The sequence below is a fragment of the Flavobacterium sp. 9 genome (assembly GCF_002754195.1).
Classification (GTDB): Bacteria; Bacteroidota; Bacteroidia; order Flavobacteriales; family Flavobacteriaceae; genus Flavobacterium.
In genome coordinates this window covers 136,405-150,057 of sequence record NZ_PEEU01000001.1, presented here as the reverse complement: position 1 = coordinate 150,057, position 13,653 = coordinate 136,405, and the positions used below count along the sequence as shown (strand labels likewise).

10 protein-coding genes are annotated in these 13,653 nt (G+C 33.5%); 5 read left to right on the top strand and 5 right to left on the bottom strand.

Annotated elements, in window-relative coordinates; genetic code table 11:
• The first annotated feature begins 81 nt into the window (after positions 1-81).
• The 4 genes from CLU81_RS00645 to CLU81_RS00630 all read left to right on the top strand — a co-directional run bounded on the left by CLU81_RS00645 (position 82) and on the right by CLU81_RS00630 (position 8,346).
• Entirely contained in the window at positions 82-1,002 is a 921-nt protein-coding gene (locus CLU81_RS00645) for a FecR family protein (RefSeq protein WP_099708058.1), read from the top strand.
• 268 nt (positions 1,003-1,270) lie between these two features.
• Positions 1,271-4,603 (top strand): SusC/RagA family TonB-linked outer membrane protein, encoded by a 3,333-nt coding sequence (locus CLU81_RS00640; RefSeq protein ID WP_233209623.1) that lies wholly within the window; start codon positions 1,271-1,273, stop codon positions 4,601-4,603.
• A 21-nt stretch (positions 4,604-4,624) separates the two neighbouring features.
• A complete protein-coding gene (locus CLU81_RS00635) occupies positions 4,625-6,160 on the top strand; it encodes a RagB/SusD family nutrient uptake outer membrane protein (protein WP_099708056.1) in 1,536 nt (511 codons plus the stop codon).
• 362 nt (positions 6,161-6,522) lie between these two features.
• A complete protein-coding gene (locus CLU81_RS00630; RefSeq protein WP_099708055.1) occupies positions 6,523-8,346 on the top strand; it encodes an alkaline phosphatase in 1,824 nt (607 codons plus the stop codon).
• Positions 8,347-8,496: 150 nt separating this feature from the next.
• On the opposite strand, the gene CLU81_RS00625 is transcribed toward CLU81_RS00630, so the two are convergent.
• Positions 8,497-9,249 (bottom strand): hypothetical protein, encoded by a 753-nt coding sequence (locus CLU81_RS00625; protein ID WP_099708054.1) that lies wholly within the window; start codon positions 9,247-9,249, stop codon positions 8,497-8,499.
• 393 nt (positions 9,250-9,642) lie between these two features.
• Positions 9,643-9,993, bottom strand: a complete 351-nt coding sequence (locus tag CLU81_RS00620) for a helix-turn-helix domain-containing protein (RefSeq protein WP_099708053.1) — start codon at positions 9,991-9,993, stop codon at positions 9,643-9,645.
• A gap of 243 nt (positions 9,994-10,236) precedes the next feature.
• Here CLU81_RS00620 and CLU81_RS00615 point away from each other — a divergent pair, with 243 nt between their 5' ends.
• A complete protein-coding gene (locus tag CLU81_RS00615; RefSeq protein WP_099708052.1) occupies positions 10,237-10,980 on the top strand; it encodes an SDR family oxidoreductase in 744 nt (247 codons plus the stop codon).
• Between the two features lie 153 nt (positions 10,981-11,133).
• On the opposite strand, the gene CLU81_RS00610 is transcribed toward CLU81_RS00615, so the two are convergent.
• The 3 genes from CLU81_RS00610 to CLU81_RS00600 all read right to left on the bottom strand — a co-directional run bounded on the left by CLU81_RS00610 (position 11,134) and on the right by CLU81_RS00600 (position 13,635).
• Positions 11,134-12,426, bottom strand: a complete 1,293-nt coding sequence (locus CLU81_RS00610) for an epoxide hydrolase family protein (RefSeq protein ID WP_099712622.1) — start codon at positions 12,424-12,426, stop codon at positions 11,134-11,136.
• A 164-nt stretch (positions 12,427-12,590) separates the two neighbouring features.
• Positions 12,591-12,800: a DUF2798 domain-containing protein gene (locus CLU81_RS00605; protein ID WP_099708051.1), complete on the bottom strand. Its 210-nt coding sequence runs from the start codon at positions 12,798-12,800 to the stop codon at positions 12,591-12,593.
• A gap of 88 nt (positions 12,801-12,888) precedes the next feature.
• Positions 12,889-13,635 carry a hypothetical protein gene (locus CLU81_RS00600; protein WP_099708050.1) on the bottom strand — a complete coding sequence of 249 codons (747 nt, stop codon included), beginning with the start codon at positions 13,633-13,635 and terminating at the stop codon, positions 12,889-12,891.
• Between the last annotated feature and the right edge of the window lie 18 nt (positions 13,636-13,653).

The following is a 13,653-nucleotide window of genomic DNA, read 5'->3' as shown; positions in this document are numbered from 1 at the left end:
TCTTAACAAAAGCGTAACCTTATCCGCCTACCTGAAATTAATATTTCTAAGACATACTATTAAAGAGATAAACAAATTATAATGCCTGAAAAATTACATCGAGATATAAAACTTTTTTTAGAAGGAAAGCCTGCTCCAAAAGGGGAGGAATTATGGAATAAATGGTACGACCATCCGGAAGAAATATTGGATAGTATCGAAAATATAAAATCTGATCGTTCGAAATTAAATAGAGAACTGAGACAAATAAAGAAATCAAATAAAGTCGTTTTTCTTCAGAATAGAAATTGGGCTATGGCAGCTTCTTTGCTTGTATTAGTGGGTTTGTCATGCTTCTTTTATTTATCGTCTGAACAAATAATGAACAAACAATTTACTACAAAGTCGGGCGAACGTGCCAAAGTAGTTTTGAGCGATGGAACTCAAATTTGGCTTAATGCCGGAAGTAAATTAAAATATCCGGGAGAATTTAAAGGAGATACAAGAGAAGTTTATTTAACCGGAGAAGCTTTTTTTGATGTTGCCAAAGACAAAAAACATCCGTTTATCATTCATACTGATAAAATGGACACCAAAGTTTTAGGAACCAGTTTTAATGTACAGGCTTATCCGGATCACGCCACGCAAGAAGTTTCAGTTTTAACCGGAAGAGTAAATGTAAAGTCGACCGTAACCGAAGAAAATGTATATGTAACGCCGGGGCAGAAAGTAGTTTTTAAATCAAAATGCAACAAACTAAAGGCGTTTACAGATATTCCGATGAATTCTATTTCGCTATGGCGAAAAAATATAATTGTTTTTGAAGATTCTCCTTTACCGGAAGTGATTGCGACAATTAACCGCAATTATAATGTAAATGTTCAAATTGAAAACAAGAATTTAAACAATCTTAAAATTAGCGCTTATTTCAAAGAACTTACAGTAGATCAGGTTCTTGCTTTAGTGTGCAATATTATAAATGCTGATTATAAACAAGAATCGGGAAGTTATATTATAAAATAAGCTTAGAAAATTAACACAGAATAAAAGAATTAAAAATTGAGAATTAAAAATTAAAAATCTGCTCAATCTGCGTGAAAAAAATTAAGACATATATAAAGATCAACATAGAATATATGTGTTAAGATTAATGATTACAACAGATTACAATATTATTTAAAAACAAGCTACGTAGAAAACCAATCATAATCAAGAACAATTAAAACTCAAAAACATGACTAAAAAGCAAATGCGGTTTATCCAAAACTGTCAGAGCATTAAAAAATCTGTATTGAAGAAAGCACTTACTTTTGCGGCTTTATTTTTTATCGGATTAACAGCAAAAGCGGCCAGCGTAGATATTGGCAAAAGAGTTACGCTAAAAGTTGAAAATGAAAGTATGAAAAATGTTTTTCAGAAAATTGAAAAACAAGTTGATGTGCATTTTATGTACGAAACCAATCAGGTTAACACGAATCAAAAAATTAGTTTAAAACTGAACAATGTTACATTAGAACAAGCTTTAGACAAAATATGCAGCAACTTTTTGTTGAAATACGAAATTGTAAGTAACAATATCGTAATCAAAAAGAACCAAAAAGTAGCTGATAATGAACAGACTAAAATCAATATATCAGGAACTGTTTACAGCGGAACTGACGGAATGCCATTACCAGGCGTAGGAATTAAAGATAAAGGTTCTGACGTGGCTACATCAACAGATTTTGACGGAACTTTTAAGATGGAAATCAATTCATCTGAAGCTGTACTTGTTTTTTCATATGTTGGTTATGTTAATCAGGAGGTTAAAGTAACTTCGGCAGATAAAAACATAAAAGTGAAATTAGTAGCTGATATGAAACAACTGCAGGAAGTTGTAGTTATGGGTTATGGAAGTGTAAAAAAGAATGCAGTTTTGGGATCTGTTGGATCTGTTTCTATGAAAGAAACTTCAAGCAGAACTTACAATAGCGCTGCCGAATTACTACAAGGAACTGTTGCAGGTGTTACAGTGCTTAATAATGGTGGTGATCCAACGGCTGAACCAACAATTAATATCCGTGGAATTGGTTCTTTGAATGCTGAAACGCCTTTAATCGTTTTGGACGGAATCATTTACAGTGGATCTTTAAATACTTTAAATCCAAATGATATTGCTTCGATAAGTGTTTTGAAAGACGCGGCTTCTGCAGCAATTTACGGAGCTAGAGCTTCTGGAGGCGTAATTTTAATTACTTCTAAAAAAGGAGTTTCTGAGAAAGTAAATATAAATGTAAATTATCAGGGAGGTTTCCAGAATGTAGCCAAAATACTTGATGTTCTTAATGCTGCTGAATATGCTGATGCTATGAACTTAGCAAGAGATAATGCTGGCATGCCAAGAATTCCTGCTTTTGATCCTGCATTTGAACCAACGGCGAGAACTACAAAAACAAACTGGATGGATGAAATTTTCCATACAGGGGAAATTCAGGATTTTTCTCTTTCTATAAACGGTAAAACAGAAAAATCTAATTTCTTTGTTTCAGGAAGTTATAGAAAAAACGAAGGTATATTATTAAATACTTTTGGAGAGCGTTATACTGCAAGAGCAAACTCTTCTTTTAAAATAGCGCCAAACTTTACAATTGGAGAAAATTTATCTTATTCGTTGACAAACGGTCAAAGCGCCAATACGTCAAGCGGATATACGGGAGCAATTTTGGCAGCGATTTTTTATCCGCCAAATGCAACAATCTATAAAGAAGATGGTTCAGGACAATTTGGTGGAGTTCCGGAGAAATATATTGGTTCTTACGGAGACGTTATCAATCCTGTGGCTTATTTGAAAAGATTAGATAACAGAAATCCTGTGTCGACAATTTTGATCAATCCTTATGCTGAATGGGAAATTGTTAAAGGTTTGAAAGTAAAAACAAACTGGGGTTACACGAGAATTCAGGATAATGCAAAAGATTTTGCAGTGAAAATTACAGAACCTGGAAAAATATTTGACTTTAACCGTTTAACGCAAAAGTCAATTACAACTACTGATTTATTAGGTGAACAAACGATTTCTTACGAAAAATCATTAGGAAAACACAATTTCAAAGCTTTAGCCGGATATACGTATCAGGAAACAAAAAGAGATTTTTATACGATCGAAGGAACTGGTTTTGATAACGAAGATCCATCACAACGTTATTTGCTAAATGCAAAATTGGTTCAGCAAACGGCAGCAGGATTATCTGATGAAATTATTTCGTCTTATGTTGGAAGGTTGAATTACGATTTTAATCAAAAATATTTATTCTCAGGAATTGTTCGTCGCGACGGAACTTCAAAACTTTTATCAGAAAACCGTTGGAAAGTTTATCCTTCTGTTTCTGCAGGTTGGTTAATTTCTGAAGAAGAATTCATGAAAAGTATTAGTCCAATTGTAAGCAATTTAAAATTACGTGCAAGCTGGGGACAAATAGGAAACTTAGGAAACCTTGGGCCATACCAATTTAGTGTGCCATTGAATCAAACTCAGGCTTTGATCGGTTCAACTCCGGTAATTAATTATGGTTATGCAGAAGGTGAATTATCAAATCCTAACTTAAAATGGGAGAGTTCTGAGCAAACAAACATTGGTTTAGATTTTACAATGTTCAATAATACCTTGACTGGATCTTTAGATGCTTATGTAAAAAAGAACAAAGATATGTTGGTTCGTGATCAGCTTCCGGGAGTTTCAGGAACGCCACAAGGTAGAATCGTAAACTCTGGAGATGTTGAAAACAAAGGTCTTGAAGCAAGTTTAACTTACCAAAAAACTCGTGGAGAATTTAAATTTGATGTAACGGCAAATGCTGCATTTTTGAGCAACAAAATTGTATCTATCAAAGACGGTTTAACTTCTCTTGAGCCTTTAAATATTAGCCGAGTTCGTAGTTTACCTTTAGCAAATATTTATCAGGTTGGAAGCCCGGTTGGAGCTTATTACGGATATGCTACAGACGGATTATTTCAAAGTAATGCCGAAGCAAAAGCATATGTAAACAGTACTGGTGCAGTATATCAGCCAAATGCAGTTGCGGGAGATATTAAATTTAAAGATGTAAACGGAGACGGAGTAATCAATAACAGCGATAGAGTAGTACTTGGAAATCCTTTCCCAAAAACGACTTACAGTTTGAACGCAAACTTTAGATATAAAGGATTTGATATGAATGTATTTTTTAATGCTGTTGCAGGAAATAAAGTTTTCAACGCAGTAAAATACACAGGATTAAACGCTTCTTTTCCAGGATATAATTTATTGGCTGATTCTAAAAATGCTTGGTCGCCAACAAATACAGACACTAATATTCCGGTTCTTTCATCAACAGATAACAACAATAACTTCGGGAGAATCTCAGATTTTTATATCGAAGACGCTTCATTCATAAGATTGAAAAACGTTTCGATTGGTTATACAGTTAAAGATAGTTGGTTGAACGGAAAAGCAAAACTTAGATTCTTTATTTCAGGACAAAACTTGTTTACAATTACAAAATACTCTGGAATGGATCCAGAAGTTGGTCTTAGCAATTTTGGTCTTGACTTAGGTAAATATCCACTTTCTCGTATTTATATGACGGGTGTAAATGCTACTTTTTAAAAAAAATATAAAACAAATAAAATGAAAAATTTAAGTCTTTTATTATTGAGTTTTGTGCTTTTATTAGGCACTTCGGCTTGCGAAAGTGAACTTGATGTTGTTCCGCAAGGAGCGCCGTCAACCGGAAACTTCTGGAAAACTCCGGCAGATGCAAAAGCGGGAGTAAATGCAATTTATGCTTTGTATTCTGATGATAATATGTATGGTCGTGGTTTTTTCTGGCTGAATAATGCCAGTGACGATATTGGAACAAAACCAAGACAAAACGCAGAACGTATCAAGAATTTTATTGTTGACGGATCAGAATCTGATACTAAAGATATTTGGAGATTACACTACGAAGTAATGAAACGTTGTAATGACGTGATTCGTAACATTCCGAAGATTGCTTTAGACGATAAAACAAAAAATATGATGCTTGGAGAAGCTTATTTTAACCATGCTGTAATGCATTTAGAATTGGCTTACCATTATGGAGACGATCGTGCGGGAATTCCGATTCAGGATCGTAATGACCCAACAAATGTTTACGTACCACGTGCTAAAAATGTTGCCGAAAACTACGCCTATATCGCAGCAGATTTAGTAAAAGCAGCAGATTTATTGCCTTATTTTAATGAGCTTACGTCAGACAATTATGGACGTGCTCATAAAACTGCAGCTTGGGGATATTTAGTTCGTACATATTTGTATGCTAAAGATTGGGACAATGCAATTAAGTACGCAAACATGATCGTAAATAGCGGAAAACACAAATTGCTTGACAATTTTGAAGATGTATTTAAAATTAAAAACAATTGGTCTTCAGAATATATTTGGTCAGTAACTTCAAGTTCAGAAAACACAGGTTTAGGATCTATTTTTCCAGGTGTTTGTTTAGAAGATAAAGGTTGGGGAGTTTACAATGGTTGGGGAAATTTTTATCCTACCAAAGAATTGTTCGACACTTATGATCCAGCTGATAAGAGACGAAGCGCTACTATCTTGCAAAAAGGAGATCAGTTTATGTACTTTGGAGAATTAGTAACTTTTAACGAAGGAAAATATACTGTAAGTTCTAGTAACAGAACAGGTTATCAGTTTAAGAAGTATATGGAGCCATTCGGTTACCCAAAAACAAATTCTGGCGGAATTGATATTCGTTATGTAAATGCAAACGGAGATAAACCTTCAACAGCTTTAAATGTACCTCTTTTACGTTATGCCGATGTGATTTTGATGTTGGCTGAAGCCAAATTAATGAAAGGTTTAAGCGCTGACACTGAAATTAATATGATCCGTAATCGTGCAGGTTTAGGAAGTATTTCGGGAGCAACATTAACAGATTTAAAAAGAGAAAGACGTTGCGAATTGGCTGGAGAATGGACAGATCGTCACTTTGATTTAGTTCGTTGGGGAGATGCTCAGGCAACATACGCAAAGCCTTTGCACCACTATAACGGAACTGTGATTTATCCGGCTCGTAATTTCAATCCTGCAGTTCACCACGTTTGGCCAATACCACCAGATGAAATCGCAGTGAGCAAAGGCGCTTTGACTCAAAATAAAGGTTGGTAGATTTTAATTATGAATTGTAAATTATGAATTATTAATTAGCCATTCACAGTTTACCATACACAATTAATTAGTTTCAGTTTGTTTTGTTTTTTTTTTACACTGCAAGCTTAGTTGTGGAGCTTGCAGTTGTAATAAAAATGAAATGAATTTTATATAAAAAATCAGCCAGTCTTTTTTACGGAAAAGGCTGGTTTGTGTTTAAGGAAATATCAAAGAAGTACCCGCAATATTGTCATTTCGACGGAGGAGAAATCACACTAGAAACTCCGCCTGCATAATCGCCAATCTTTGTAGAGTTACGCGTGTGATTTCTCCTCCGTCGAAATGACAAATATTATGATAAAAAACAAACCCCAGTTAAAATGAAAAAAATAATAGTTCTTTTTTGTCTTCATTTTTTCCTGTTTGCGCAAGCGCAGGAATACAGTTCTTCAAATATTCATTCTCATAATGATTATGCGAGTAAAAATCCTTTTTATGATGCCTATTCTAATGAAGCCGGTGTTATTGAAGCCGATGTTTTTTTAGTAAATAACGAATTACCAGTTGCTCATACTTCAAAGGAAATTACAAGTTACAATACACTTAGAAGTTTGTATTTGGATCCTTTATCGAATAAATTAAAGGCATTGAACGGAAAAGCATATCCAAGTAATAAACCTTTAATTTTGATGATTGATATCAAAACGGAAGCTGAGCCAACTTTAAAATTAATTGCTCAACAATTAAAAATGTATCCGGATTTGATTTCGAATAAAAACCTGAAAGTGGTTATTTCAGGAAGCAGACCTTCTCCGGCAAACTGGAAAGATTATCCGGAGTTTATTTATTTTGACGGAAGATTAAACGAGAATTATTCTCCAGAGCAATTAGCTCGTGTCGAAATGATTAGTGAGGATTTAAAAGAAATCACACCTTGGAATGGTAAAGGTGTAATGACTCAGGCTGATGCTGAAAAAGTACAGGAAATCATTAAAAAAGTACACGATCAGAATAAAAAAATCAGATTTTGGGGAACAGCAGATAATGTGAATACATGGATGACTTTGATGAATCTAAAAGTGGATTATATTGCTACAGACAATGTTCCTACATTGACACAATTCATCAATAATATAAAGACGACATTCTTTCAAAACACTGAATTTCATCAGGCGTATGTCCCTAAAAATGTTTCGGCTTTCGCCAAAAAGAAACCTAAAAACGTAATTCTGTTAATTGGTGACGGAATGGGATTAACTCAGATTTATTCCGGTTATACGGCAAATAAAGGTCAGTTGAGTTTATTTAATATTCCGACTCAGGGATTGTCTATTACAAAATCTTCGGACAGTTATATTACAGATTCGGCTGCTGGAGCAACGGCAATGGCAACGGGACATAAAACCAATAATAGATTTATTAGTGTTGATGAAAGCGGAAAACCGTTAGAATTAATCACACAACAATTGGCAAAGAAAAATTACAAAACCGCAATAATCTCAGCAGGAAATATTACAGAAGCAACTCCGGCTGGTTTTTATGCACATCAGCCAGAGAGAAGTTATAGCGAACCTATTGCAAATGATTTTCTATCAAATCCATCAGATATTTTGATTGGAGGAGGAGAAAAAGAATTTTATGCGAGAAAAGACGGTAAAGATCTTTCTAAGATTTTAAAAGAAAAAGGATATACTTTTTCGGATAAATTCAGTAGTCTTGATACCATCAAAAACTTGAAATTTGTTGTTTTAGAAGATGCTTCGGTAGTTTCTATGAAAGCGGGCAGAGGAGACTTTTTGACTAAATCTTTAGCGAAAGCAACATCAACTTTTGCTAAAACAAAAAATCCGTTTTTTATAATGGCCGAAGGTGCGCAAATCGATTACGGCGGACATCAAAACAACGTGGAATATGTAGTACGCGAAATGCTTGATTTTGACAAAGTAGTTGGACAAGCAATGGAATTTGTAGACAAAAATCCTGAAACACTTTTAATCGTTACCGCAGACCACGAAACAGGCGGACTTTCTTTAATCGACGGAAGTATCGAGAAAGGATATGTACACGGAAGCTTCAGTACAAACGATCATACAGCAGTTCCAGTTCCGGTTTTTGCTTATGGAGCAGGAGCTCAGAATTTTGCAGGTGTTTATCAAAACACAGCAATTTATACTAAGATTATGGAAGTTATTTCTGCGAAGTAATTTTTGTTTAGCGTGAGTTTTTTTAATAAAGAAATAAAAAACAGGAGTATTTTTACTCCTGTTTTTTTTATTTTCATATTTCGGCACTATATAATTTTCTCTAATTTATTAAATCATCGTTATAGAGATTTATAATTTATGTTTGTTATTTTAATCTATTTCAATTGAAATTACAGCTTGTTTGTTTTGTTCATCAATATTCAATAATGATACTGACCAAGGAATATTTTGTATTTTTTCTGTCGCTTTTTCATTTGTCAGAAATAAAAATTGCGATTCTATAATGTAAGGATCTCTGTCAATACGAATTTGATTAAAATTAATGAATAATTTTATCGCTCCGTATCCAATGTGAGGCACTTTAAATTCAAGTTGATAAAAATTTGTGTCATTTCCAGCTAATTTTTTATCAAATAGAAGTTCCTTCCCTTCCGTTACTTTTAATACGAATCTATGTTTAGCAACTGCTTCAAACGTTTTTATTAAGTCATCACGGAGCTGTATTAAACCTTCTTCTGTTTGTTTATATGTAATGCAACGAAATTGTCTCAAGTCAAAAGGAATTGTCTCCATATTTTGACTTAAAATTATTACTTTGTCTATATCTTTTATACAATGCGCAATTCCAAGTTCATAAAAAACATTTGGATTTCGATCAGTTAAATCGGCGATAATATATTCTGCTCTCAAAATGCCTTTTAATATTGTTTCCACTATATGAGGTTCTATAATGTCATCAGCTCTTTTACAAACAAAGTTTAAGTTAGTAGATTGAAGTGTATTTGTTATTGTATTATTAACATCATCAAATTTAGGATCAAAAGGCATCATTATAAAACAAGTGGCTCTTTCAACTTTATTATTTAACGTTTTGAAATATTCTTTTGGATAAATATTGGTCATTTCTTAAATGTTATTTTAATGTATATTGTTTTTTAATACTTGCTACAAGTTTATATAAATTATTAACGAATCATAGATTTCATAATTGATCTTTTTCTCAAGATGTACAGTTGTTGCCATATTAGTTTCATTTAAATTAATTAATAATTAAAATTTGAACTTATTAGAGTTTTAATATTTATGACGGGATGAAAATAGTATTATTCTGCAGGAAATTGTGCAAAACAATAAAAAGGAGGCATGTAGCAGTATTTTCAGTAGAGTAGAAGTTTAATTAGCTGTAGTACAGTGAATTAATTGAATTCAAATTTATCAATATATAAGAAATGAAAAAAGGGTATAAATACCCTTTTTTACTGCTAATTAATTTAATTTATGCTAAGAATTTGAAAGCTATAACGCTGTATTCGTTTTTTTGTTTTTAATGTGTTCCCGATGAGATATTCCCCAGTTAATCATTTCGGTAATAATTGGTCCAAATGATTTGCAATAATCTGTAGATTCATAAAGTATTGCTATTTCTGCATCTCTGTCTTCGGTTCTTTTCACAAGATTGTTGAGTTCCATATCTTTTAATTCTTTCGAAAGCATTCGCGACGTAATTCCCGGAATACTTTGCTGGATTTCTTTGAATCTGTTATTTCCGTTACAAATCGAATTGATAATGGGTAATTTCCATTTACCACCCAAAACATATATCGTATCCTGAAGCGCGCGAACTTCTTCTTGCTGATTTCTTGCCATTAGAATTTATTTTAAACTAAGATATAAAAACATTTATTTTTCACCATATAAGTGATATAAGAAAATATAAGTTTAAATGCTGAATTTAGTAATTAGAATTTAAGCTAACCACTTAGTAAACAGTACAACTTAAATGAACTTATACCACTTATAGGATAGAAAATTTGGTATACTCAATGATACCGTTGAAAAAGTAATATGCTCTGAGTTTTAAATTTGTACCGTTAATTTAAAACATAAAAAATGGACAATTTAAAAAATAAAGTTGCAGTAATAACAGGTGGAAATAGCGGTATTGGTTATGCTACTGCAAAACAATTAAAAGAACAAGGTGCAACGGTAATCATTACAGGAAGAAGAAAAGAGGCAATTGAAAAAGCAGCTTCAGAATTAGACGTTACAGCTATTGTTGCTGATCAATCGAGTGTTGCAGATATTGATCGTTTAGCATTAAAAGTAAAGGAAGATTTTGGACAAGTTGATATTCTTTTTATCAATGCCGGAATCGCTGGTTTAGGAACTATAGAGCAAGCAACAGAAGCTTTATATGATGATATTATGAATATAAACCTAAAAGGAGCATATTTTACTTTAAGCCGATTTATTCCAATTCTAAAAGATGGAGCTTCAGTAGTATTTCTTTCTTCTAATACAGCGAGTATGAGTGGCGCCGGTTCATCAATTTATTCTTCAAGCAAAACAGCCCTTAATGCTATAATGAAAATTGCAGCGGTAGAATTAGCTCCAAGAAAAATCAGAGTAAATTCAGTAAGTCCGGGTCCAACTGAAACCGAAGTAATGAAAAAAGTAGGTTTAGACGAAGCAACTGTAAAATCTATTATGGACGTTGTTGTCGAAAGAATTCCGCTGAAACAAATGGGCACCGCAGCTGATGTTGCAAAAATGGTTTCGTATTTAAGCGGTGAAGCTTCTGTATTTATAACAGGCGCAGATATTTTAATGGATGGCGGAATGGTTTTGGCTTAAGCCTAAGTTTTATGGAAGATGTTAAATATGAGATCTTAAACGGATTTGTATTTCTTGCTTAGAATTAGCCATTAAGTATTATAAAAAAAACTCCATTTACTAACCATGTTAAGTTGGTAAATGGAGCAATAAAATAGTATGAAATTGCTGTTGTTATTTACGTACAGATTTGAAAGCTGCTCTTAATTCTTTGCTGAAGGTTTCAGGTTGTTCCCAAGCTGCAAAGTGACCTCCTTTTTCCAATTTATTGAAATATACCAAGTTTGGATATGCTTTTTCTGCCCAGCTTTTTGGTGTTGTATAAATTTCGTCAGGAAAAGCACTTACTGCTACGGGAATCTTTACATTCTTTGGCGCAAAGAAAGCAAGCTTGTTTTCCCAATACAAACGAGAAGAAGAAACCGCAGTATTTGTTAACCAATACAAAGTAATATTGTCTAGAATATCATCTTTTGTTAAACCTTCATTTTTTCCGGCAAAAGTGCGCGAAATCAATTCAAGACTTCTCGCGTCATGATCTAGTATCCATGAAGCCAATCCTATTGGTGAATCTTCTATTGCATACAAAGTTTGCGGACGATTTCCCATTTCCTGAGCATATGCAAGACCATGTTTGTAGAAAAAAGCAAGTTGTCCGTAAGCTTTCTTTTCATCTATTGAAAGGTTTGTAGGTTCAGGCTGATCTGTAAAGGCAGCTGCATTAATTTCATTAGGCACAGCTCCGGCCATATTAGTATGTAGCGCAATAAGTTCCGGTGCAGCTTGTACACCCATCATATCAGTAATCAAAGCGCCCCAATCGCCACCTTGAGCTACAAATTCTTGATATCCAAGGCGTTTCATTAAAGTAACCCATGTTTGAGCAATTTTCTCAGGTCCCCAGCCTAATTCGGTTGGTTTTCCTGAAAATCCGTAACCAGGAATTGAAGGAATGATAACATCAAAAGCATCTTCGGCTTTTCCGCCATAAGCAGTTGGATCTGTCAAAGGACCAATAATTTTTAATTGCTCAATTATAGAACCTGGCCATCCGTGAGTAATGATTATTGGCAAAGCATTTTTATGTTTAGACTTTACCTGAATAAAATGAATATCAACTTCATCAATCTTAGTGATAAAATTAGGATAAGAATTGATTTTGTTTTCAATTTTGCGCCAGTCATAATCGTTTGCCCAATATTTAGCAAGAGATTGAATTGTTGCTTGCGGAACACCTTGCGTATTATCAGTGACAAGTTCTTTGTCCGGCCATTTTGTGTTTTGGATTCTACGTTTCAAATCATCAAGTTGCGTTTGTGTAGCATGATATTCACAAGGACGAATAGATTCTGAAGTATTGTTTGCTATTTGTTTTTTCTGAGCCAAACCAGCTGTTATCATCAGGAATAGCAAAGCGAATGTAAAAATACCAGTGAAATTTTGTTTGTATTGTTTAATTGTTTTCATTGTTTTTGGTTTAAAAGGAATAATAATTTTAGATTTCTGAAGCAAAGGTATTTTGACAATCCAGTCGCTACAATCAGAGAATAGGTTAAACAGACGAAGTAGGGAATGAAGCGGACAATTTCAAATCTGAAATGCCTTGGTAAAGAATGTGGGATAAATTAGCCTTATTGTATATTTTGGTCTATAACTTTTTGTACACGAGGTCCAATAATTAGTATAGCCGGAATAACTAAGACATAAGCCATTCCCCATGATTTAAGCCAGACTTTCAAAAAGTTTTCGGTAAAACCAAGATTGATTGCTATTAAACTAAAAGAAATAATTCCTGTTGTAATAACACCCATACAGAGTGCAAATGCAATTTTATTTTTCATAATTAGATATGTTTTATTAAAAGCACCATATTGATATGATGCTTTTCAGTTGAATTAATTTTATTGTTGCTGATACTGTTGTGAATTGTTATTTTCTGCTGATTTCTCTTAAATCAATAGATACTAATAAAGGTTCGGGAAACAACGGAGTATTATCTTCCTGTCTTATATACACATTTCTTTTAGTGGCTATTTTAATGCCTTGTACGTCGATGTAATGAGATAAATAATGTGCTGCAGTTGCACCTCCGGCAATATCTACATTATAATCATGTCTTTTAATAAGACCCTCTTTGTCGATATAAAAAGTCTGTACAGGAGAATGTGTAGCTACATCTTCCGGAAAAGTCACTTGAAGTCTTCTAAATGTCTCTCCGTTTTCTTCCCACAGTTCTAATTCTTTTACTTTGTAACCTTCATTTACAAAATTAAAAGGCGCATTAAAATACGTCCACATTGCATATCCGGTAAAGTAAGCAAGCTGAAGTCGGCTCCACGGAGTTTCTGTTGTATATCCGGCAAAAGAATCACGAGGATTTGAAATCTCTTCCAGAACTTCGTCTTTACTATTTAGTATCGCCACATGTTTTGCTGTAAAAGCAGTATGCCAATCTTCATTAAGAAATGGTGAATGTGATGTAAATTGTTTATTGGTATTAGAAGTAACATAAATATCATCTACAGATCCCGGATGTCCAACCATTGACCAAAGAACTCCATCGCAGATAAGTCTTGCTGAGACAGTTTCAAACTTATTGAAATTTACCTGACCGCCATGACCTTTGATTGCAAATTCTAGTAAATCATTCTTTACTTGTTGTTTAACTGTTTCCATTGTGTTTGTTTTTAAATT